Below are 22,472 nucleotides of genomic sequence, written 5' to 3'. Positions count from 1 at the left end.
CGGATCGGTTAGGCACGGCGACGCGTTCCACCCCGTACCCCGACCGAAAGGACATTTCATGAAGACCCTCCTGACCGCCTGTACCGCCGTAACCCTGCTGGCCGCGGCGCCGGCGCTGGCCGAAGACATCTCGACCCACGTCCTCGACATCTCGACCGGAATGGGCGGTACCGGCATTCCGGTGACGCTGGAAATGCGGAGCGGCGACGGCTGGGAGCAGATCGGCACCGGCACCACGCAGGACAACGGCCGCGTCGAAGGCTTCGACATCACGACGGAGGCCGCGACCTATCGACTGGTCTTCGACATGACGGCCTATGACGACTTCGGCCCCGATGCGTTCTTCCCGGAGATCGACGTGACCTTCGCCGTCTCGGACACTGACCGGCATCATCACGTCCCCGTACTGGTCAGCGCCTACGGCTATTCGACCTATCTGGGCAATTGATCCGTCCCGCCGCCCGGCCCCGCGTCGGGCGGCGGGTCAACCCGGATCCAGACCCCGCCAGTGCCGGTCGATCCGGCCCGGTGTCGTGAACCAGACCTCCGGGCCGGCCTTTTCCTTCAGGTCGGTCAGAACCTTCGCCAGATGTGCGAAGCGATGCGCCTGCCCCATGAGATAAGGATGCAGCGCGATGCCCATGACGGAGGGGCGGGTGGCGCATTCCGCCAGATGCACCTCGAAGGCCGAGCGGATCATGTCTGCAAATCCGGCCCCCTCCTGGCGTCGACCGACGATCTGCGGCACGTCGTTGAGTTCCTGCGGATAGGGCACAGACAGGATGCGCCCTGCGCCCTTGGATGTCTGCGTGTCGAACCAGACCGGCTGTTCGTCATGCGCCCAGTCCATGAGGTAGGAGAACCCGAGTTCGTCGAGCAGGTCCGGCGTATGGACGGACTCGGAAATCAACGGTGCGAGATATCCGCGCGGCACCGTTCCGGTCGCCCGCGCCAGCCGGTCCCGCGCGCCTTCGATCATCGCCTTCTCATCCGCACGGGACAATTGCCCCGGCGCAATGGAATTCGTGCGGCCGTGGGCCACGATCTCATCCCCGCGGGCGACGAAGGCATCGACGATCTGCGGCGCCTGATCGCAGACTTCGGCGTTCAGCAGCGCGGCCGACGGCAGTTCCAGCCGGTCGAGCAGCTCCAGCATCCGCCAGATGCCAACCCGGTTGCCGTAGTCCCGCCAGGCGTAGTTCAGGACGTCGGGCATATCGTTGGCCTGGGCCAGCACGGCGCCGCCCTCCTCGTCGAATGCGAACCATTCGACATTGATCGCCACATAGATGGCCAGGCGCCGCCCCTCGGGCCAGGTGAAGTCGGGCCGTTCGGTGATCGGCTTGAACGCATAGCGGCCGTGGTGGGACAGTGTCATCGTAGTCTCCGGTCGGGGTCGGGACAGCGGGAGGTAGGGGCGAGATGGAACCGGTCCACCCCGGTCAACGGTCGTCCTCGGCGCTTTCGGGCGGGGCGACGGAATGGTCGCCCAGAATGTCCTCGACGTAGATCATCTTGATCAGGATGATCACCACCAGCAGCAGCGGCGTCGCCACCAGCAACCCGATGAACCCGAACAGGACGCCGAAGGCCACGATCGCGAGGACGCTGAGCGCCGGCGGCAGGGAGGCCACGCGTTTCTGGATGACGGGCATCAGGATGTTCCCCTCGAACTGCTGGACGAGGAGGAACACCCCCGCGGCCCACAGCGCGTCCGACGGTTCGTTCGCGAAGGCGATCAGGACGGCGGGGATGCCCGAGATGAAGGGGCCTACATAGGGAATGAAGTTGGTGATGCCCGCGATCAGGCCGAGCGTGATCGAAAGCGGCACCCCGATCAGCCAGAGCCCGGCCCCGGTCAGGACGGCGACCACCGCCATGTCGAGAAGCTGCCCCTGAAGCCAGAGCCAGAGGTTGTAGCCGAGCGCATCCAGGATCTCCTCCGCCCGATCACGTTGCGACAGCGGCATGAGGTGGAGGACCCCGCGACGGTAAAGCTGCGGATCGAGCGCGAGGAAGATCGCCACGGCGATCAACACGAGCACGTTCGTCGCCACACTGATCACCGTCGAAAGCGTCCCGCCTATGGCGCCGAACAGGTTCAGGTCGGGACCGGCATCGCCACCCGGAATGTTGTTCAGGAGGTATTTTCCCCATGACCGGTCTTGCAGCGCGTCCGCGACCGTTCTGGCCGCTTCGGGCAGGATCTGCCCGATCTGTTCCATCTCGGACGTGATACGGGGGCCGAAGGTCATGACGAAAGCCGTGCCGACCGCCACAGCCGCGACAACGATCAGACCGACCGACATCCTCGCGGACAGTGGCGTATGTCGGGCGATGGCGCATGCCGAATGTCGCAGGAGAACGGCGATCAAAACGCCCATGAACGCAACGAGCAAAACGTAGGAGAGCATCCAGGCCAGAACGAGAAGAACAGCTGCGACCAGCACGATCAGGGCAACGCCCAAGGGGCCATGCGTGGCCCGGTCGGGAACGGGGCGCATCATCTTCGGTGCCGACCGGCGGACCTGATAACGCTGATGGATGGCGGGCGCCGCCCGCAACGGCGGGGAAGAGCGTTCGGCATGGATCGACTTTCCGGCGATATGGATTACGGAGCGATGGCTGGAGGCAAATCCCCGGCCCCGGCATCCGGTTCCGGCCGCATCCCATCAGAGCAGGAAGAACGCCACCGTCATCAAGGCGCCTACGGCGACGACAAACAGCCGCAGAAGATCGGTGCGGCGGATGCGGCGGCTGGACCTGGCGCCCAGCCATCCACCTATCGCCGTCGCAATGGCAAGGACCAGCGCGGGCTGCCACGCGATCAGGCCCGCAACGACGAAGGTGGCCGCAGACAGAAGCGACAGCAGCGCGGACAATACGTTCTTGAGCCCGTTCATCGCATGCAGGTCGGTGTGACCGAGCAGGCCGAACATGGCGAGGAGCATGATGCCCAGCCCGCCGTTGAAGTAGCCGCCATAGACCGAGACCGCCAGGATCCCCAGGACCGAAAGACCCGGCCCCGCCTGTCCCACCCCGCGCGAGGCCAGCGCGGCCAGAAGGCGCGGCCCAGCAGCGAACAGGGCTGTCGCGGCGAGCAGGAGCCATGGGACGAGGCCCCGAAAGACATCACCCGGGGTCACGAGCAGAAGCAGCGCGCCGGCCATCGCCCCGAACGCCGCGACGAGGAGGATCGCGCGCAGGCCCAGCGACCCTTCGGCGTGCAGGTCATGCCGGTAGCCCCAGGCGCTGCCCAGATAGCCCGGCAAGGCAGTCAGCGTCGCCGTCGCATTGGCCGATATCGGCGGCACGCCCAGCCAGACGAGCACGGGAAAGGTGAGGAACGTCCCCCCGCCCGCGACGGCGTTGAGCGCCCCGGCGGCCAGCCCGGCCCCGGCGAGGAGGAGGAATTCGAGCATGAAAGGAACTCCGTCGGGGATGCGCGGCCCGATGCCGCGACGGCGTCCCGGTCTGCAATACGGTCAGTGAAAGGAGTGGCGACGTCCGACGCGCCGGCCACGGTCCCGCGCCGCCAACCAGGGGCGGCGCGGGACGTCGGGATCGTCAGCCGACCTTGTGCATGGACGAGCGCGCGGCAGACCGGGCGTCCCCTGCGGTGTTGCGCGGGTTCAGCCCCTGGACGAAGCGCCCGATCTGGCCGCGCACGATGCCGATATCGTCGAGCGTGGCGTCGTCGAGCTTCTGCAGGACGGCCGCGACCTTGCGTCGGCGCCATTGTCTCAGCGTCGCGTTCAGCCGCCGGCGGAGCACCGCAAGCGTGCGCGTACGGGTCGCCTGATCCGGTGCCGAAGTCAGCAGTTGCCTCGTGATGTAGACCGACATGTCATCCTCCTGTGCCGATGTGCCATCCGGAACGTGTGACCGCCCGCGCCGGACCGCCGGAGGATCCTTTGCGGACGTCGCCGTCCCGTTCGTGTGATCCGTGGAAACTGGATGCCCCGAGGACAGAGAGGGCCCGGCAGCCCGCCCCGTCCGGGGCTAGAGGCGTGTGAGCAGGTTTCCCGCCGACAGCAGGAACCTTCTATGCAGACAGACCAGCATCATGAGGCAGATCTTGCCCGAACCGTCCCCTTTTTCAATAGGCGGTCGATGCGGGCGGCACGTAAATGCCGAAAGTTTCGCAAGCGTGGCAAAGGGGCGACGAACCGCCGCCGAACCGGACACCGCGATTGACGCCGGGGTGGGCGATACCTAGCTTCAGGACATGACGTTTCACGCGGGCCATATTGGATTTCCCCTGCTGAACCGCCCGTTTCCCCGGGCGGCCTAGGCGCATCCGCGCCTGACGCGCCCCCGGGGCCCCCTCGCAGTCAGGCTGGAACAGGTGGCGCCTCGCGCCCCGAGGAGGAGCGATGATCGCCACCCGTCTTGTTCCTGGCGACATTCGGCGCGCCCTTCTCTGCCCAACAGCCGTCCGACGACTGCGACGGCCCGTTTGAAACGCACTTTCGCCATTCATCTTCCATCAAGGGAATTGTCACCATGACCACGCTCACCTCGACCAACGGCAAGCCGCGCAATCCGAGGGCGCCGAAGATCGTCATCGACGCGGACCATCTCGCCCATATCGAAGGTCTGGCGGAGGGTGCGATGCAGCGCAATCCCGACCTGGCCGACCGCCTCCTGGATGAGATCGGCCGTGCCCGGATCGTCCCGTCGGGAAAGATGCCGCCGGACGTCGTCTCGATCGGGAATGTCGTGACTTACCGCGACGAGACGACCGGACAGGAAAAGTCGGTGAGCCTCGTCTACCCGGAAGATGCGGACATCGACCGGCAGCGCGTGTCGGTGATGACGCCCATCGGCGTGGCGCTTCTGGGCCTGAAGGAAGGTGCGACCTTCTTCTGGAACACGCGCGGAAACGAGCGGCGGACCCTGACCGTCGTGCGGGTGGCCCCGGCCGACGACGCGAAGGCGTGATCCCGGCGCGGCCGGAACGGCGGCCGCGACCTGACGGACCTGCGGAACAAATGGACCCCGATCCCGGTTGAGCGTTCAACAGCGAGGGCTCTCCATGGGAGGCCCCGCCACAAGAGCGTGCGAAGGGGGATGTGCATGAACCGACAGGAAACCACCGATCCGACCGCGCTCGCCTCCGCCCGGCTGGCCATCGAGGCGGTCCGCCCCGTGGTGGACGCGGGACGGTTCGCCGCCAAGGCGGTGGCCGGATGGCCCACACCCATCGAGGCGGACATCTTCGCCGACGGGCACGAGGTTCTGGGCGCCATGGCTCTGGTGACGGTGCCGGGCCGGCGCGAGGTCACGCAGGTTTCGCTGCGCCATGACGTGAACGACCGGTGGGTCGGATCGCATGCGTTCGATGCGGTAGGTTCGGCCCGGATCACCATCACCGCATGGCGCGACATCTTCGGGACCTGGGCGCGTGACACGGCCAAGAAGATCGCGGCAGGTCAGTCCGTCGATGTCGAACTGATCGAGGCACGCGCCATCCTGAAGGCCACGAAAGCCAAGGGCGACGACCTGACCGCCCTGCGCGAATTGCGGCAGGCGGCCAAGGGTCCGGGCGCGGCAGATGCGTTGACCTCGGACGACACGCGCCGCCTGATGGCCCGGATCGGGCCGCGCGCGAACCTGACGCAATCGCCGGACTACCCCATCTGGGTGGACCGCGAGGCGGCCGCATTTTCGGCGTGGTACGAGTTGTTTCCGCGCTCGATGGGTCAGCCCGGTACGCATGGCACCTTCCGCGACGTGGAGGGGCATCTGGGCTATGTCACCGACCTGGGCTTCGATACGCTCTACTTTCCGCCGATCCATCCCATTGGCAGCACGAACCGCAAGGGCCGCAACAATACCCTGACCGCCGGACCGGACGACGTGGGGTCTCCCTATGCCATCGGATCGAAGGACGGCGGGCATATGGCCGTCCATCCCGAACTGGGCACGCTCGACGATTTCGACCATCTGGTCGATGCCGCACGGAAGCAGGGCCTCGACATCGCGCTCGACATCGCGCTGAACGCGTCCCCCGATCATCCCTGGGTCAAGGAACACCCCGAATGGTTCGAGTGGCGGCCCGATGGCTCCATCGCCTATGCCGAGAACCCCCCCAAGAAATACGAGGATATTGTCAACTTCCGCTATTATCTGGACGACGGCGCCCCCAATCTGCCGTTCTGGCGGGCTGTGCTGGACATGTTCCGGTTCTGGGCCGACCACGGCGTTCTATGCTTCCGCGTGGACAACCCGCACACCAAGCCCTTTCCTTTCTGGGAGTGGCTGATCGCCGAGATGCGGGCCGACCATCCCGACGCCATCTTCCTGGCCGAGGCCTTCACCCGCCCCAAGGTGATGAAGCGCCTGGCGAAGCTGGGCTACAATCAGAGCTACAGCTACTTCACCTGGCGCAACACCAAGGCGGAGCTGACGGACTATCTGGAGGAACTGACGCAGCAGGACTGCCGCGACTACATGCGCGTCAACTTCTTCGTCAACACGCCCGACATCAACCCGATCCCGCTTCAGTCGAGCGGACGGCCGGGCTTCCGCACGCGCGCGATCCTCGCCGCGGGGCTTGCCGGCAACTGGGGTCTCTATTCAGGGTTCGAGTTCTGCGAGGGCGCCCCGATGCCAGGCAAGGAAGAATACCTCGACAGCGAGAAATACGAGCTCAGGCATCGCGATCCTGACGCGCCCGACAACATCAAGGACGACATCCGCCTCATCAACCGGATCCGGCGCGAGAACGTCGCGATGAAGGACATGCGGAACCTGCGGTTCGTCCCAGCCCACGACGACCGCGTCCTGTCTTGGCTGCGCCACGATGAAGCATCGGGAAACGCGATCTTCTTTCACGTCCTTCTCGACCCTCATTCTGCGGCCGAGTTCGGGTTCGAGGTTCCCTTGTGGAACTTCGGCCTGCCCGCGGAGGCGTCGATCGAGGTGCAGGACATGGTTCAGGGCAATTCCTTCACCTGGCATGGCCGCGACCACCGTCTGACGCTCGACCCGCAGACGCGCCCCTATGCGATCTGGAAACTCATTCCCCCCGGAGCCGACCGATGAACGCCCCTTCCAAGGAAATCGCCGCAGATCCCGCAGACCGCCCCGACTGGTTCAAGGACGCCGTGATCTATCAATGCCATGTCAAGGCATTCCAGGATTCCGACAACGACGGCATCGGCGACTTCAAGGGCCTGATGCAGCGTCTCGACCACATCCAGTCGCTCGGCGCGACCGCGATCTGGATCCTGCCTTTCTATCCTTCGCCGCTGCGCGACGATGGCTATGACATCGCCGAATTCAAGGCGGTGAACCCGCAGTACGGCGACATGGAAGATTTTCAGAACTTCGTGGACGAGGCCCACCGCCGCGGCCTGAAGGTCATAACCGAACTCGTCATCAACCACACCAGCGACCAGCACGAGTGGTTCCAGCGTGCCCGCCGCGCGCCCAAGGGCAGCCCGGAGCGGGACTTCTACGTCTGGTCGGACGACCCCACGCAGTGGATGGACACGACCCGCGTGATCTTCAACGATACGCATGACAGCAACTGGTCGTGGGATCCGGTGGCGGAACAATTCTACTGGCACCGCTTCTTCGATCACCAGCCCGACCTGAACTTCGACAATCCGGAAGTCATCGACGCGGTCCTGGATGTCATGCACTTCTGGCTCGACATGGGGGTGGACGGCCTTCGGCTCGACGCGATCCCCTATCTCGTCGAACGCGACGGCACCAACAATGAGAATCTGCCCGAGACGCACGACGTCCTGAAGGCTATCAGGCGCGATCTCGACGCACACTACGAAGGCCGGATGCTGCTGGCCGAGGCGAACCAGTGGCCCGAGGACACCCGCCCTTATTTCGGGGATGGCGACGAATGTCACATGGGGTTCCACTTCCCCCTGATGCCGCGGATGTACATGGCCGTAGCGCAGGAGGATCGGCACGCGATCACCGACATCATCCGCCAGACACCCGAGATCCCCGAGGATTGCCAGTGGGGCATCTTCCTTCGCAACCATGACGAGCTGACGCTTGAAATGGTCACGGACCGGGAACGGGACTACCTGTGGGAGACATATGCCTCCGACAAGCGGGCGCGCATCAACATGGGGATCCGCCGGCGTCTTGCCCCCCTGATGCAGAACGACCGCCGCAAGATCGAGCTTCTGAATTCCATGCTGCTGTCGATGCCGGGCACGCCGATAATGTACTACGGCGACGAGATCGGGATGGGCGACAACATCTACCTCGGCGACCGCGACGGGGTCCGTACCCCGATGCAGTGGTCCGCCGACCGCAACGCGGGCTTCAGCCGCGCAGACCCACAGCGCCTGTACCTGCCCACGATTCAGGACCCGGTCTATGGCTACGAGGGCGTGAACGTCGAGGCGCAGGCCGCCTCGCCGTCGTCGTTCCTCAACTGGATGCGCAGGATGGTGACGGTCCGCAAGAAGCACGACGTCTTCGGGCGAGGCGAGATCGACCTGCTCTATCCGGCGAACCGCAAGGTGCTGGCCTATGTCCGCCGCAGCAAGGACGTCGAGGCGGGGGATCCGGCCGACGGCGCCGTGCTGTGCGTGGCCAACCTGTCGCGCGCCCCGCAGGCGGTCGAGATCGACCTGAGCCGCTGGAGGGGACGCGTGCCCGTGGAACTCGTCGGCCAGTCGCCATTTCCCCCGGTGGGGGAGCTTCCCTACATGCTGACGCTACCGGCCTATGGATTCTTCTGGTTCGTCCTGGCGGATGAGGAGGACGCGCCCGCATGGCACACGCCGGCGACGGCGGTCCTGCCGGATTTTCTGACGATCACGACCCGCGACGGCCGTTTGTCCACCGCCCTGTCGGGCCGGGAGGGCCGGCAATTCGAGGCCGAGACCCTGCCGCGCTATCTAATGCTGCAACGGTGGTTCGCCGGCAAGGAAGCCGGCGTGACCAAGGTCCGGATGCGGCAGTTGGGCGAGCTGGGCAACGGGCAGCACCTGCTGTCGGTGGCCGAGGTCGAGACGGGCGGCGAGACGCAGAGCTACTTCCTGCCGCTGTCGGCGGTCTGGGACGAAGGCGCGCTGACGCTGTCGCCCCGTCTGCCGGCGACTTTGGGCAAGCTGCGCCGTCAGAACCGGGTCGGTGCCCTGATCGATGGGGCCTCCGACGAGGAAATGGCACGGGCCCTGATTGACGCCATGCGTTCGGGCGCCGAAGTCGCGGGCAATGGCGGCCGGATCGTGTTCGAAGGCAGCCAGATCGAGGGTCTTGCGGACGTGGAGCCGCGCCTGCTGGGAGCGGAGCAATCCAACGCCTCCATCGCGTTTTCGGACAAGGTGATCCTGAAGCTCTACCGGCGCGTCAGCGAGGGCGTGCAGCCCGACATCGAGGTGGGCCGCTTCCTGACCGAGGAGACCGACTTCGACGGCACGCCGCGGCTGCTCGGCACGATCCGATGGATCGCCGAGGACGGAACCGAGACGGTGCTGGCCGCCGCGTCGGAATACGTCTCGAACCAGGGCGACGCCTGGGCGTTCGTGACCGAGGGCCTGGACCGCGAGATGGAGGCCCGCGAAGTCGGATCGGACGCGGAAAGCGACCGGCCCTTGCAACTCGGGGCCATCGACCTCGGCACCCTGCTGGGCCAGCGGACGGGGCAGATGCACCTGGCGCTCGCGTCGGGCGACGGGGCCTTCGGGACCGAGCCGATGGACGAGGACCGCCTTCGCACCCTGATTGCGGATTGCCGAAGCGACGTGAACCGCGCGCTCGATCGGCTGGCGGGCACTGACCTGACGGACGAGGCCGGCGACCTTGTGCGCGACGTGTTGAACCGGCGGGACGACATCCTGGCACGGATCGACCGCGTGGGTGACATGACACCATCGGGTGCGGCGAGCCGTATTCACGGTGACTATCATCTGGGTCAGGTTCTGGTGGCGCAGAACGACCTCGCGATCATCGACTTCGAAGGGGAGCCGCTTCGCAGCCTGGCCGATCGTCAGGCCAAGTCGTCGGCCCTTCGTGACGTGGCGGGAATGCTCCGCAGCTTCGACTATGCCCTCTGGACCGCGCTCGACCGGCGGCTTGAGGCCGGGGCCGACCGCGACCGCGCGATGTCCCGCGTCCGCGACTGGCGGATGGCGACCTCGGGCGCGTTCCTCGACGCGTGGCGCGATACGACCGATGGGGCGCCGATCCGCCCGACCGACCGTGCCTTCGAAGACGCGCTGCTGGACCTCTATCTGCTGCATAAATGTGCGTATGAGGTCGAATACGAACTGGATTTCCGCCCCGCATGGATCGACGTGCCGCTGCGCGGAATGCTGCATGTCCTGGGGGATGCCGAATGACCCGACCCGACACTCAAACCTGCGAGGCCATCGTCCGCGGTCGCCTGTCCGATCCATTTGCCGTGCTCGGCATGCATATGGACGGCGCCGCGATCGGTCTGACCGTTTTTGCCCCGGATGCGGGCGAGGTGACGGTGACGGACGAGGCCGGGAAGCCGCTGGCCGAGATGGAGCGCATCCATCCCGAGGGCGTGTTTCACACAACGTTCAAGCGTCGCAAGAAGCCGTTTCCCTATCGCCTGCATTGCCGCGCGGGCGACCATGAATGGGACCGCGACGACCCTTATCGTTTCGGCCCCGTGCTCGGCGAGACGGACGAATACCTGATCGCCGAAGGACGTCACGAAGAGCTTTGGACCCGTCTTGGCGCGCATCCGATGACGCATGAGGGCGTGCAGGGCACTGCCTTCGCGGTCTGGGCGCCAAATGCCCGGCGCGTCAGCGTGGTCGGCCATTTCAACGCCTGGGACGGTCGCCGGCACCCGCTGCGTCGCCGTCTCGGCGCGGGCCTGTGGGAGTTGTTCGTGCCCGGCCTGTCCCGCGGCGAAGTCTACAAGTACGAGATCGTCGGCGCGTCGGGAGCCGTCCTGCCGCTCAAGGCCGACCCGCTGTCCTTTCGGCAGGAGAGCGCCCCCGACACCGCCTCGATCGTCGACGGACCGATCCGCTACGACTGGACCGACGGCGATTGGCGCGACCGGCCCAAAGGAAACCCGCAGAGCGAGCCCATCTCGATCTACGAGGTGCATCTGGGGTCGTGGCGCCGCGGCGATGGCGACACCGTCCTGTCCTATGCCGAGGTCGCCCCGCTGCTGGCGGATTACGTCAACGACATGGGGTTCACCCACGTCGAGTTCCTGCCGCTGTCGGAACACCCCTATGCCCCGTCCTGGGGGTATCAGCCCATCGGCATGTTCGCCCCCACCTCCCGCTTCGGCAGCCCGCAGGACTTCGCCGGGATGATCGACCATCTGCACGGCGCCGGCATCGGCGTCATCATGGACTGGGTGCCGGCGCATTTTCCGTCCGACGAACACGGTCTCGCCCGGTTCGACGGCACCGCGCTTTATGAGCACGACGATCCGCGCCTCGGCTTCCACAAGGACTGGAACACGCTGATCTACAACTTCGGCCGCAATGAGGTTTCGAACTTCCTTCGGGCCTCGGCGCTCTACTGGTTGAACGAATGTCACGTCGATGCCCTGCGGGTGGATGCTGTGGCCTCCATGCTCTACCTCGACTACTCGCGCGAGCCGGGCGAATGGATCCCGAACCGCCACGGCGGGCGCGAGAACCTGGACGCCATCGATTTCCTGCGCGACGCGAACGTCCAGGTCGCCCAACGCACGGGTGGCATGACCATCGCGGAGGAGTCCACCGCCTTTCCCGGCGTGTCGCGTCCGGTGGACGAGGACGGGTTGGGCTTCGATTTCAAGTGGAACATGGGCTGGATGCACGACACGCTCGAGTACATTGCCGAAGATCCGATCAACCGCCGCTGGCATCACGACAAGATGACCTTTGGTCTGCACTACGCCTTTTCCGAGAACTTCGTCCTGCCGATCAGCCACGATGAGGTCGTTCACGGCAAGGGGTCCCTGCTTGGCAAGATGCCCGGTGACGACTGGCAGCGGTTCGCGAACCTCCGGGCGTATCTGGGCTGGATGTGGACGCATCCAGGCAAGAAGCTTCTGTTCATGGGCTCGGAGTTCGCCCAGGACCGGGAATGGAACCACGACCGCAGCCTTGACTGGCACCTTCTCGATGACTCACGCCACGCCGGCATCCAGCGGCTGGTGCGGGATTTGAACGGTGTCTATCGCAGCCATCCTGCGCTGCATGCGCTGGACTGCGACCCGGAGGGATTCCGCTGGATCGACGGCGGCGACGCGGAAAACAACGTCTTCAGCTTTCTGCGGCTGGCGAACGATGCGCCCCCGGTCGCGGTGATCTGCAACATGGCGCCGGTGCAGCGCGACAACTTCCGCGTGGGCCTTCCGTCGCACGGGCCCTGGCGCGAGATCTTCAATTCCGACGCCATCGAATACGGCGGAACCGGATCGGGTAACGGTGGGTTCATCACCGCGGACGGACAGGGATGGCACGGCCAGCCGGTCTCGGCCGGGTTGGCACTGCCCCCGCTTGCAACCCTGATCCTGACGCCAGACATCTGAAACGGATAGATCATGCCATTCTCGGACTACCGTCTGGAACCCGGCTCAGGCGCCCGCCTCGGTGCGACCTGGGACGGGGCCGGAACCAACTTCGCCCTGTTCTCGGCCCATGCCGAAAAGGTCGAGCTTTGCCTGTTCAACGAAACCGGACGACGTGAGATCGCCCGCATTCCCCTGCCGGAATACACCCATCAGGTCTGGCACGGATATCTGCCCGACGTCCGGCCAGGCGCGTTCTATGGCTACCGCGTACACGGCCCCTACGCGCCCGAGGCGGGCCATCGGTTCAACCCCAACAAGCTTCTCCTCGACCCCTACGCGCGTGCCCATGCCGGAGAGCTGCGCTGGCACGACAGCCTGTTCGGCTACAAGGTCGGCTCCCGCAAGGCGGACCTGAGCTTCGACCGCCGGGACAGCGCCTTCGTGATGCCCAAATGCGTCGTCACGCCCGATGCGTCTTCCTGGGGCGAGGACGTCCGGCCCCAGACGCATTGGTCCAAGACCGTCATCTACGAGGCCCATGTGGCCGGCATGACGCTGGGCGCCGACCACATCGACGAGCCGCGACGCGGCACCTTCGAGGGGCTGGCACAGCCGGGCACCATCGAACATCTGAAGCGTCTTGGCGTCACGGCGATCGAGCTTCTGCCGATCCACGCTTTCCCCGACGACCGACACCTGCTCGACCGGGGGCTGGTCAACTGGTGGGGCTACAATACGATGGGGTTCTTCGCCCCGGCGACACGCTATCTCGTCAGCCACGCGGCGCTGGACGAGTTCCGGGTCATGGTGCGGCGGCTGCACGATGCGGGGATCGAGGTGATCCTCGACGTGGTCTACAACCACACGGCGGAGGGCAACCAGATGGGGCCCACCCTGTCGTTCCGGGGAATCGACAACGCCAGCTATTACCTGCTGGGCGACGACAAGCGGTACTACTACGACACGACCGGCACCGGGAATACGCTGGACGTGGATAACCGGCGCGTCCTGCAGATGGTGATGGATTCCCTGCGCTACTGGGTCGAGAACTGCCATGTCGACGGCTTCCGTTTCGATCTCGCCTCCACCCTTGGGCGGCGGCGCGATACCTTCGACCCCCATGCACCGTTCTTCGATGCCGTCCTGCAGGACCCTGTCCTGTCGCGCGTGAAGATGATCGCGGAGCCGTGGGACACCGGCAACGACGGCTATCAGATGGGCAACTTTCCCCCAGGCTGGGCCGAATGGAACGACACCTACCGCGATACCGTCCGGGCGTTCTGGAAGGGTGACGAGGGCATGGCCCCCGCAGTCGCCGACCGCCTGATGGCCAGCGCCTCGACCTTCGAGCATCGGGGCCGCCGCCCGTGGGCCAGCATCAACTTCATCACCGCGCACGACGGGTTCACCCTGGCCGATCTGGTGGCCTACAACGACAAGCACAACGAAGCCAACGGCGAGGACAACAACGACGGCCACGATCACAACGTCAGCTGGAACCACGGCGTCGAAGGGCCGACCGACGACCCCGACATCCTGGCGCTGCGCGACCGTCAGCGACGCAACCTGATGGCGACGCTGCTGCTCAGCCAAGGCACGCCCATGATCCTGATGGGCGACGAACACGGACGCAGCCAGGGCGGCAACAACAACACCTATTGTCAGCCGGGCGAGATGAACTGGCTCGACTGGTCGCGCCTGGACGACCCCTTCGTCGCCTTCGTGGCGGACCTGATCGCCCTGCGCAACAGCCGCCCCCTGTTGACGTCGGAGCGGTTCCTGCATGCCGAAGCGCACAACCCCGAAGGACGGTTCGCCACTTGGCGGCGCCGCGATGGTAGCGCGATGGACGCGGGCAACTGGGAAGACCCCGATCGTCGCCTCATGGCCCTTTTGCTTCAGGGCGATGCGGACCGGGCGCTGTTTCTCGCCTTCAACGCCGGTGAGGAGGAAGCGAGCTATGCCCTGCCGCCCGGGCGCTGGCACCGGCTGGTCGACACCGAGACGACGGACGTAACTCCGAACCGACCGGCAGACGTCGAAGGCGAGATCACCCTGCGCTCGCGCAGCCTGATCCTGCTGGAAGCTGACACCCCCGGTCCCGTCCGCTCCGAAAAATCCGCAGGAGGGGATGAATGATCCCGCAGCATGCATGGGGCCCGGTGACGAACGGCGACCGCACGACCTTTCGCCTCTGGGCGCCGGGAGTTGACGCGCTGACCCTCGTGCTGGGTGGGCGCGACCTGGCGATGGAGGCGGCGGGCGACGGCTGGTTCACCGCCACGGCCGAAGCGGGTGACGGCGCGGCATACGCCTTTCGCTTGCCCGACGGCCTGACGGTGCCCGACCCTGCCGCGCGCGCGCAGGTGGGCGATGTCCATGGGGCCAGTCGCGTCGTGGTGTCGGATCACGACTGGCGCCACGACGCACCGGAAACGCCGTGGGAAGCGGCGGTGATCTATGAATGCCACATCGGGACCTTCACATCCGAGGGCACGTACCGCGCCGCCATCGATCGGTTGCCGCATCTGGCCCGCCTGGGCGTGACGGCGATCGAACTCCTGCCGGTCGCGCAGTTCGGCGGCGACCGGGGGTGGGGCTATGACGGCGTGCTGCCCTACGCGCCGCATCCGGCCTACGGCACCCCCGATGACCTGCGCGCGCTGGTCGATGCAGCGCATGGGCATGGCCTCAAGGTACTGCTCGACGTGGTCTACAACCACTTCGGACCGGACGGGAATTACCTGAACGCCTATGCGCCCGACTTCTTCGACCCGGATCGCCAGACCCCCTGGGGCGCCGCCATCGACTATGCCATGCCGCAGGTCCGGCGGTTCTTCATCGACAACGCCCTTTACTGGCTGGACGAGTTCCGCTTCGACGGGCTGCGCTTCGATGCCATCGACCAGATCCGCGACCCGTCGGAGCCCGAGTTGCTGGTCGAGATGGCGCATGCAATCCGCGCCCGCCACCCGGACGCCTGGCTGACGACCGAGGACAACCGAAACGTCGTCCACCTGCACAGACCCGACGCGGCGGGCCGCCGGATGGACGGCGAATGGAACGACGACATGCACAACGCGGCCCACGTCGTCCTGACAGGCGAGACGGAAGGGTACTACGACACCTATGCCGACGATCCGGTCGGCCTTCTGGCGCGCGCGCTGGCGCATGGTTTCGCCACGGGCGGCGCGGGAGGAGAAGGGGTCGACTCGTCCGACCAGCCGCCCGCCGCCTTCATCGACTTCTTGCAGAACCACGACCAGACGGGGAACCGCGCGCAGGGCGACCGGCTGACCACGCTGGCGAACGCCGATGCCCTCGCTGCAATGCAGGCGATCCTTCTGCTGTCCCCGCATATCCCGATGATCTTCATGGGCGACGAATGGGCCGAGACCAATCCGTTCCTGTTCTTCGCCGGGTTCGAGGGCGACCTGGGCCGTGCCGTCACCGAAGGCCGACGAAAGGAGTTCGCAGGTTTCGCCAGCCACTCCGGCGACGACGTGCCCGACCCGATCGACCCGGCCACCTTCCGCGCGAGCCGCATCGACTGGGCGAAACTGGACACGTCCGAAGGCCGGCAGGCGTTCGACCGGATGCGCGACCTGCTGACCCTTCGGCGGAAACGGATCGTCCCATTGCTGGCGGGGACCGGGCCGGGGTGCGGCACGATCCTCGACGCGCCCGAAGGTTGCATCGCGGTCGACTGGCGCCTGAACGGCGCGACGCTGCATCTGCGCGCCAACATGGGCGCGGCGCCCGCAACCGTTCCGGATGCGCCGGGCGACCGGCTGCATCTGACGGGCGCGCGTGTCGGCGCGCCGCGGTCTGCCGCCTTCTGGTTGTCGACATGACGCTGCGCGAACGGGCCCGGAAACACGGCATTTCCACCGCCTATGACGGGCGCACCGTGCCGGAGGCGACACTGCGTCTGATCCTGGACGGATTGGGCAGCGCAAAGCCGGTCGCGCCCGCGACGATGGAGGTGCCGGGTGACGTGGCCTGCCATTTGCCCGAGGGGCGCGGGTGGGGCATCTTTTGCCAGCTTTATGAGCTGCGGTCCGCCCGGCAATGGGGTGTCGGTGACTTTGCCGACCTTGCGGCGCTGGCGACGGTCTGCGCGAAGGCGGGGGCCGATTTCCTCGGGATCAACCCGGTCCATGCGCTGTTCACGGCCGAGCCCGACCGCGCATCCCCGTTCTCGCCGTCGAACCGGCGGTTCCTGAACCCGCTCTACATCGCACCGGACCTGCTGGGCTGCGACCGGCCGTCCCTGCCGAGTGGTGATCTGGTGGACTATGCTGCCGTCGCGTCGGCAAAGCTCCGGGCGCTGCGGCAACGGTTCGACGCCGGGGTCGATGACGGGGCGCTCGACGCCTTCGTGGCGTCCGAGGGGCGGGATCTGCACCTCCATGCCTTGTTTGAGACGATCAGACATTTGGACTTGCCCCTGCCCGACGACCCCGAGGGGGCCGCCGCCCATGCCATCGCGCGCGACCGTCCGCAGGATGTCCGCTTCCACGCATGGCTTCAGCTGGTCGCGCGGCAGCAGCTTCACGCCGCACAGAAGGCAGCCAAGGGTGCAGGTATGGGCATAGGGCTCTACCTCGACCTGGCCGTGGGCGAGGCGCAGGACGGGTCGGCCACCTGGTCCGGCGCAGCGGCTGCCCTGCCCGGCCTCGACGTCGGTGCGCCGCCGGACATGTTCTCGGAGCAAGGGCAGAACTGGCATCTGGCAGCCCCCTCGCCCACCGATCTCGCGGCGCGCGATTTCGCCCCCTTCCGCGCCATGATCGCCGCGCAGTTGCGCGATGCCGGGGCCTTGCGGGTCGATCATGCGATGGCGCTCTGGCAGCTGTTCCTGATCCCTTCCGGCCGACCCGCCGCCGAGGGCGCGCACCTGCGCTATCCCATGCGCGACATGCTGCGCGTCCTGGCCGAGGAGTCGCAGGCCCGTCAGGCGGTCATCATCGGCGAAGACCTGGGCTTCGTGCCCGAAGGCTTCCGCGATGCGATGAACGAGGCCAATGTCCTGTCGTACCGGATCGTCTATTTCGAGCAGGACGACGTCGGATTCCATCCCGCGAAGTCCTATCCCGAAAAGGCGCTCGCCTGCCTGTCGACGCACGACCTGCCGGTGCTGGCGGCCTGGTGGCGGGGCGATGACATCGACGGTCGGCAGGAACATGGCCTGGTCTCGCCCGAGGCGACGCGCCAGCACCGTGCCCATCGCCGCAAGGAGCGTCGAATGCTGATCCGGGCGCTCGACGTCACGGCCGACGCCAAGGCCGAGACCCTGCCCGATGCGGTTCTCGATGGCGCCCATGCCTTCATCGGGGCGACGCCCTGTCTCTTGGCCGGCGTGCGGCTGGCCGATCTGATCGGCCCCGAAAGGCAGACCAACCGGCCCGGAACGACGGACGAATATCCCAACTGGCGGCCGCGCGGCAGCGTGCCGGTCGACGCCATCGCCGATCACCCCGTCTTCTCCCGCATCACCGCGCTAATGCGCGCCGCGCGCCCGAGGTCCGAATGAAGCTGCCCACCGCCACCTATCGCCTTCAATTTCGTAATGGGATGGATTTTGCGCGGGCCGCGACCCTCGTGCCGTATTGGCGGGATCTGGGCATTTCGCACCTCTATGCATCCCCGGTCTTCACCGCCGCCACCGGCTCGACCCATGGTTATGACGTGATCGATCCGAACGAGGTGGAGCCGCTGCTGGGCGGGCGCGCAGGGCTGGAAGGGCTTGCCAGCGCACTTCAGGCGCAAGGCATCGGCCTGATCCTGGACATCGTGCCGAACCATCTGGCGTTTTCGCCCGAAACGCCCTGGCTGGACGACGTCCTTCGGCAGGGCGAGGACAGCGCATATGCCCGTTATTTCGACATCGACTGGTCCGCCGGCCGCCTGCGTTTGCCGTGGTTGCCCGCGCCGTTCGAGGAGATGGTGGAACAGGGCAAGATCAGCATCGCGGGCGACCGGATACAGGCCGGCGATCTGACCCTGCCCCTGCGGCCCGGCAGCGCGACGGGCGACCCCCGCACGCCCCACGACGCGCAGGCATGGCGCCTCACGCATTGGCGGACCGAGGCGGCGGCGATCACCCATCGGCGGTTCTTCACCGTGACCGGCCTGATCGGGATGCGCGTGGAGGACGAGCAGGTGTTCGAGGACATGCACCGTCTGACCTTCGACCTGATCGACGCCGGCGTGGCGCAGGGCCTGCGCGTGGATCACGTCGATGGCTTGGCCGACCCCGGCACCTATCTGAACCGCCTGCGGACGCGCCTGCCGGACACACCCATCTGGATCGAGAAGATCCTGACCGGTGACGAGCCCCTGCCAGACTGGCCGGTTCAGGGAACCACCGGCTATGAGGCCGCGGTCGCGATTGCCCGCGTCCTAACCGACGGGACCGGGGTCGAGCGGATCAAGGCCGCCACCCAGCCGGACGCCGATTTCCGCGCCGAACTGGCCGCGGCCAAGGACCAGATCGTGACGACTGAACTGATGGCGGAGCTCGACGCCCTCACCGACCTGGCGATGGCCGCGGATGCGACGACGGAATGGGGTCGGGGCCATTGGCGGGACGCCATCGTCGCCTTTATCGGGGCCTTTCCCCGCTATCGCAGCTATGCCGCCGAAGCCGTCCCCGAGGCGGACGACGCCCTGATCCGGGACACGGCGGCGCGCGCGGCGAAGGGGCTGCGCCACCCCGGCGCCCTGCCCGACCTTGCCCGCCTTCTGACCGACCCGGACCGGCCTGCCCTGCGTGTGCGGATGCAGCAGGTGACCGGCGCGGCCATCGCGAAGGCGCAGGAGGATACGGCCTTCTATCGCTTCGTCCCCCTGTTGTCCGCGAATGAGGTGGGGTCCGAACCCGACGAGCCGTCGATGGACGTTCGCGCGTTCCACGCCGCGATGCAGGACCGTGCGAGGACACAGCCTGCCGGCCTGACCCTTCTGTCGAGCCACGACACCAAGCGGTCGGCGGATGCGAGGGCACGCCTGATCGCCCTGTCCCATGACCCCGGTGCCCTGCCCGGCATTCTGGACGCCGTGCCGGCGCTGCCCGACCCCTGGTCATGGTACCTGGCGCAATCGACCTGGGCCGGGGCGCCCGACGGCGACCTGCACGACCGCCTGCCGGCCCATCTGGAAAAGGCCATGCGAGAGGCGAAGCGGGACACGACCTGGACGGACCCCGACCCCGCCTTCGAGCAGCCCATCCTGGACGCCGCCGCCCATGTCATGCCGCCCGACCTGTCGGATCTGGCACGGCGGGCCGAAGGGATCGCGCTGGCGCAGGCGGCCCTGCAACTGACCGTGCCGGGGATTCCCGACATCTATCAGGGCACCGAAATCGGGAACTATCGCCTGACCGACCCCGACAACCGCGCCGAGGTAGACTTCGATCGGCTGGCCGACGGCGCCGTGACGGGCTTCGACCGGGTGAAGTTGTCGCTGACCCGCGCGCTTCTGCGTCTGCGCAGAGACGATCGCGACGCATTTGCGACGCCGTATCGGCCGGTGGATGCAGGGCCCGGTCAACTCTCGTTCGACCGCGGTCCCATACGTGTGACCGTGTCGACCGATGGGACCCCTTTGTCCGAAGCCCCGGCGATCTGGCCCCCCGCCGATCTGGAGCCACAATCCGTTCGGATCGAAAGGGTCGAGACATCACGCGGCTGATCTGAACACCGTTTCCTCCTGCAGTTCCAATGAAGGTCGGCTCCGGGCAAGGTCATGGCGTCGGATCAGATTATCCCGCGCGAAGTCAGGACGGCAGCCCTGCCTGTCCTGAGCGCATATAGTTTCGATCGGTTTGGTGGCATGCGCCAGTGTGTCCGAGATCATGCCGTATTCGGCCAGATCCAGGTGCAGAAGGTCACGGCGGCGGTCGGAGAAGTCGATTTCCATAAAGCTTTTCATCTGATGCGAACAAGCTTGGGCGTCCAATTCCGGCAACCTACGCCATGCGGTCCCTTGAGGTGTTCCTGGTTTCGTGGACGCCTGCCTTGTTCGGTATTTTGCTGCCGTGTCTTGAATTCGACGGGCGACAGCATCCCGTTCGTGTGTTTGCGCTTGGGGTTGTCGAATGTCTCGATGTACTCGAACACGTCCTGCCGCGCGGCCTCTGGGGTCGCGCAGGCCCATGGCCGGATCCGTTCCCGCTCGAGAAGCTGGAAGAAGCTTTCCGCGACTGCGCTGTCATGACAATTTCCGCGTCGGCTCATGCCGGGTTCGAGATCGTGCTGCGACAGGAATGTTCTCCAGTCGTGGCTCCAGAACTGCCTGCCCTGAACTGGGTGAACCAAGACGGTGTCCTTGGTCTTCCTGCGGCGGACGGCCGTGAGCACCGCCTGTCAGGGCGAGCTCCGCTGTCATCCGGGGTTGCATCCAACGCCCGGCAATGGTTCGCCAGCAAACCACGAGAGGGGACCTCGAACTGGCGGTCCAGCCTGTTTTCAGCAGCGACCGCCGGCTTGCCGCCCTGGCCTTCGCCGGCAACCGATCCGGGCTGCGATCCCCGCGTGGCTCGCAAGCCGTGCCACGCGGTTCGGCGAACACGCCTCGCCTTGGATCCCGTAGATCGTCATGCAGCTTGCGGTAGCCGTAGACCTTGCCGCTGTCAGGCCAGGCATCGCGGATCAGTGAAGTCTGCCGGGCATCTTCCCTAGCCTGCCCGCCGAACTCCTCGCGATGCGCCTGAACAACGGCGTACTTCATCGGAACTCTCGCGCGAAGTACGCGCTGGGCATCGTCCTCGGACCGATGGCGAACAAGCCTCGCCCTTTTTTCCGGGTATCGCGCTCCTCGATCGCCCGCGCCAGCTCGCGCTTCAGACGCCCGATCCCGGTATGCTTCCCACCATCGCCGGGTGACGTCGTCGCGAACTTCCTTTCCAGGCGGAGGGCGAGTATGGATCTACCCCGAGCCGCCCCGACACCCCGCTGGCCGGGCAACCTCGCTCGGTGATCCGCGCGACCACATCCCGCTCGAACTCATCGCTGTCACGGCTCGTCCCAATGTCGACCTCCCGACCTCAAAGTCAGGGGGTGAAGCGTCTGCAAATCTTGGGGCACATCAAATCGACAAGGATGGTGTGGAAGGCACGGAGGATGTCTACCGGACATTCGGGGCCTCGACGACGTGGATAGGCAAGCTTCTTTATCGTCTTGATGCTGGACCCAACGGTGGCTGTCCCGTACTGGAAATCGGGATCACGTCCGAATGCGTTGCGGACCGCTGAATGTCCGCTTTCGTGACGGAACCACCTGTGACTTTCCAAACTTCGCAGATTCACCCATGCGCTCCCTGCTCCTCATCCTCGCCCTGACCGCCTGCACCCGCCCCCTTACCCCGGCGGAGACCGCGCTGGTGGCGCCGATCCACGGGCCGACCCTCGACACCGCCTCCGTCCGCATCTCGCAGACGCCCATTGTCGGCATCTTCCCGATCACCTACGACGCCCGCCCCCGGACCACGTGTCGCGAACGGATTGCGCCGCCGCAGGCCGGGCGGATCACCGCACAGACAGCGGGCATCGCGCTGTTTGAGACGCTGCTGCTCAGCCCCCGCGCCTATGCCGACGATTATGCGGCGACCGACGAAGCGGGTGGGGCGCTCGATCTGGCGGGCGCGATGTTCATCGTCCACGAGATGACGCATGTCTGGCAATGGCAGAACCGGGACGTCACCGGGTACCATCCCGTCAAGGCGTTTTCGGAGCAGTTGGCGGTCGACGACCCCTACCTGCTGGACCCGGACGATCCGCGCGGCTTCCTCGACTTCGGCTATGAGCAACAGGCCAGCCTGGTGGAGGAATACCTCTGCTGCGCGACGCTCGATCCCCGCGGCAGCCGGACGGACCGGCTGAAGCATCTGCTGCGTCAGGTGATGCCCGTGGCAGAACCCGAAGCCTTCGCCCGCGCCGTCACCGTGCCATGGGGCGATGATCTGGATGACATCTGCGACTGACCCG

At 66.4% G+C, this 22,472-nt stretch carries 16 protein-coding genes and 1 pseudogene; 11 read left to right on the top strand and 6 right to left on the bottom strand.

Annotation, left to right across the window (positions count from 1 at the left end; genetic code table 11):
• Positions 1–58 precede the first annotated feature (58 nt).
• On the top strand, positions 59–448 hold the full coding sequence (gene uraH / locus JAN5088_RS09070; protein WP_055682515.1) for a hydroxyisourate hydrolase: 390 nt from the start codon (positions 59–61) through the stop codon (positions 446–448).
• 36 nt (positions 449–484) lie between these two features.
• Here the strand turns inward: uraH and JAN5088_RS09065 are convergent, their stop codons facing one another.
• The 4 genes from JAN5088_RS09065 to JAN5088_RS09050 all read right to left on the bottom strand — a co-directional run bounded on the left by JAN5088_RS09065 (position 485) and on the right by JAN5088_RS09050 (position 3,846).
• A complete protein-coding gene (locus JAN5088_RS09065; RefSeq protein ID WP_055682514.1) occupies positions 485–1,378 on the bottom strand; it encodes a polysaccharide deacetylase family protein in 894 nt (297 codons plus the stop codon).
• A gap of 64 nt (positions 1,379–1,442) precedes the next feature.
• Complete coding sequence (locus tag JAN5088_RS09060; protein WP_082429917.1) at positions 1,443–2,507, bottom strand: AI-2E family transporter; 1,065 nt, start codon at positions 2,505–2,507, stop codon at positions 1,443–1,445.
• Positions 2,508–2,672: 165 nt separating this feature from the next.
• Complete coding sequence (locus JAN5088_RS09055; protein ID WP_055682512.1) at positions 2,673–3,422, bottom strand: sulfite exporter TauE/SafE family protein; 750 nt, start codon at positions 3,420–3,422, stop codon at positions 2,673–2,675.
• A gap of 145 nt (positions 3,423–3,567) precedes the next feature.
• A complete protein-coding gene (locus tag JAN5088_RS09050) occupies positions 3,568–3,846 on the bottom strand; it encodes a YjiS-like domain-containing protein (RefSeq protein WP_055682511.1) in 279 nt (92 codons plus the stop codon).
• A 660-nt stretch (positions 3,847–4,506) separates the two neighbouring features.
• Between JAN5088_RS09050 and rnk the strand changes: the two genes are divergently transcribed.
• From rnk to treY, 8 genes are all read left to right on the top strand, one after another.
• Positions 4,507–4,944 (top strand): nucleoside diphosphate kinase regulator, encoded by a 438-nt coding sequence (gene rnk, locus JAN5088_RS09045; protein WP_055682510.1) that lies wholly within the window; start codon positions 4,507–4,509, stop codon positions 4,942–4,944.
• A gap of 135 nt (positions 4,945–5,079) precedes the next feature.
• On the top strand, positions 5,080–7,050 hold the full coding sequence (locus tag JAN5088_RS09040) for an alpha-1,4-glucan--maltose-1-phosphate maltosyltransferase (protein WP_055682509.1): 1,971 nt from the start codon (positions 5,080–5,082) through the stop codon (positions 7,048–7,050).
• Positions 7,047–10,328, top strand: a complete 3,282-nt coding sequence (treS, locus tag JAN5088_RS09035; protein ID WP_055682508.1) for a maltose alpha-D-glucosyltransferase — start codon at positions 7,047–7,049, stop codon at positions 10,326–10,328. The genes JAN5088_RS09040 and treS overlap by 4 nt, the downstream gene beginning before the upstream one ends.
• Positions 10,325–12,502, top strand: a complete 2,178-nt coding sequence (gene glgB, locus JAN5088_RS09030) for a 1,4-alpha-glucan branching protein GlgB (protein ID WP_055682507.1) — start codon at positions 10,325–10,327, stop codon at positions 12,500–12,502. The genes treS and glgB overlap by 4 nt, the downstream gene beginning before the upstream one ends.
• 12 nt (positions 12,503–12,514) lie before the next feature.
• On the top strand, positions 12,515–14,623 hold the full coding sequence (gene glgX / locus JAN5088_RS09025; RefSeq protein WP_055682506.1) for a glycogen debranching protein GlgX: 2,109 nt from the start codon (positions 12,515–12,517) through the stop codon (positions 14,621–14,623).
• Entirely contained in the window at positions 14,620–16,338 is a 1,719-nt protein-coding gene (treZ, locus tag JAN5088_RS09020) for a malto-oligosyltrehalose trehalohydrolase (RefSeq protein ID WP_055682505.1), read from the top strand. The genes glgX and treZ overlap by 4 nt, the downstream gene beginning before the upstream one ends.
• On the top strand, positions 16,335–18,020 hold the full coding sequence (gene malQ / locus JAN5088_RS09015) for a 4-alpha-glucanotransferase (RefSeq protein ID WP_055682504.1): 1,686 nt from the start codon (positions 16,335–16,337) through the stop codon (positions 18,018–18,020). Before treZ ends, malQ begins: the two co-directional genes overlap by 4 nt.
• Positions 18,017–20,179 carry a malto-oligosyltrehalose synthase gene (treY, locus tag JAN5088_RS09010; RefSeq protein ID WP_055682503.1) on the top strand — a complete coding sequence of 721 codons (2,163 nt, stop codon included), beginning with the start codon at positions 18,017–18,019 and terminating at the stop codon, positions 20,177–20,179. The genes malQ and treY overlap by 4 nt, the downstream gene beginning before the upstream one ends.
• On the opposite strand, the gene JAN5088_RS09005 is transcribed toward treY, so the two are convergent.
• Together JAN5088_RS09005 and JAN5088_RS18280 are read right to left on the bottom strand one after the other, a co-directional pair.
• Positions 20,168–20,407 carry a hypothetical protein gene (locus JAN5088_RS09005; protein ID WP_055682502.1) on the bottom strand — a complete coding sequence of 80 codons (240 nt, stop codon included), beginning with the start codon at positions 20,405–20,407 and terminating at the stop codon, positions 20,168–20,170. The two genes, treY and JAN5088_RS09005, sit on opposite strands and share 12 nt — an antisense overlap.
• A 95-nt stretch (positions 20,408–20,502) precedes the next feature.
• Positions 20,503–21,518 (bottom strand): annotated as a pseudogene (locus JAN5088_RS18280) (IS3 family transposase); the annotation flags it as partial.
• A 75-nt stretch (positions 21,519–21,593) separates the two neighbouring features.
• Between JAN5088_RS18280 and JAN5088_RS19430 the strand changes: the two are divergent.
• Positions 21,594–21,740 (top strand): BglII/BstYI family type II restriction endonuclease, encoded by a 147-nt coding sequence (locus tag JAN5088_RS19430; RefSeq protein ID WP_244888944.1) that lies wholly within the window; start codon positions 21,594–21,596, stop codon positions 21,738–21,740.
• A 56-nt stretch (positions 21,741–21,796) separates the two neighbouring features.
• A complete protein-coding gene (locus JAN5088_RS09000) occupies positions 21,797–22,468 on the top strand; it encodes a hypothetical protein (protein WP_055682501.1) in 672 nt (223 codons plus the stop codon).
• Positions 22,469–22,472: the final 4 nt, after the last annotated feature.

This window comes from Jannaschia rubra (assembly GCF_001403735.1).
Lineage (GTDB): Bacteria > Pseudomonadota > Alphaproteobacteria > Rhodobacterales > Rhodobacteraceae > Jannaschia > Jannaschia rubra.
Note: the sequence above shows the minus strand (reverse complement) of the source record. Positions and strands in the feature narration are given on the sequence as shown.

Excerpts from the sequence above, each read along its gene's own strand:
- uraH (WP_055682515.1), top strand. The coding sequence starts at position 59 with ATGAAGACCCTCCTGACCGCCTGTACCGCCGTAACCCTGCTGGCCGCG.
- JAN5088_RS09065 (WP_055682514.1), bottom strand. The coding sequence starts at position 1,378 with ATGACACTGTCCCACCACGGCCGCTATGCGTTCAAGCCGATCACCGAA.
- JAN5088_RS09060 (WP_082429917.1), bottom strand. The coding sequence starts at position 2,507 with ATGATGCGCCCCGTTCCCGACCGGGCCACGCATGGCCCCTTGGGCGTT.
- JAN5088_RS09055 (WP_055682512.1), bottom strand. The coding sequence starts at position 3,422 with ATGCTCGAATTCCTCCTCCTCGCCGGGGCCGGGCTGGCCGCCGGGGCG.
- JAN5088_RS09050 (WP_055682511.1), bottom strand. The coding sequence starts at position 3,846 with ATGTCGGTCTACATCACGAGGCAACTGCTGACTTCGGCACCGGATCAG.
- rnk (WP_055682510.1), top strand. The coding sequence starts at position 4,507 with ATGACCACGCTCACCTCGACCAACGGCAAGCCGCGCAATCCGAGGGCG.
- JAN5088_RS09040 (WP_055682509.1), top strand. The coding sequence starts at position 5,080 with ATGAACCGACAGGAAACCACCGATCCGACCGCGCTCGCCTCCGCCCGG.
- treS (WP_055682508.1), top strand. The coding sequence starts at position 7,047 with ATGAACGCCCCTTCCAAGGAAATCGCCGCAGATCCCGCAGACCGCCCC.
- glgB (WP_055682507.1), top strand. The coding sequence starts at position 10,325 with ATGACCCGACCCGACACTCAAACCTGCGAGGCCATCGTCCGCGGTCGC.
- glgX (WP_055682506.1), top strand. The coding sequence starts at position 12,515 with ATGCCATTCTCGGACTACCGTCTGGAACCCGGCTCAGGCGCCCGCCTC.
- treZ (WP_055682505.1), top strand. The coding sequence starts at position 14,620 with ATGATCCCGCAGCATGCATGGGGCCCGGTGACGAACGGCGACCGCACG.
- malQ (WP_055682504.1), top strand. The coding sequence starts at position 16,335 with ATGACGCTGCGCGAACGGGCCCGGAAACACGGCATTTCCACCGCCTAT.
- treY (WP_055682503.1), top strand. The coding sequence starts at position 18,017 with ATGAAGCTGCCCACCGCCACCTATCGCCTTCAATTTCGTAATGGGATG.
- JAN5088_RS09005 (WP_055682502.1), bottom strand. The coding sequence starts at position 20,407 with ATGGAAATCGACTTCTCCGACCGCCGCCGTGACCTTCTGCACCTGGAT.
- JAN5088_RS09000 (WP_055682501.1), top strand. The coding sequence starts at position 21,797 with ATGCGCTCCCTGCTCCTCATCCTCGCCCTGACCGCCTGCACCCGCCCC.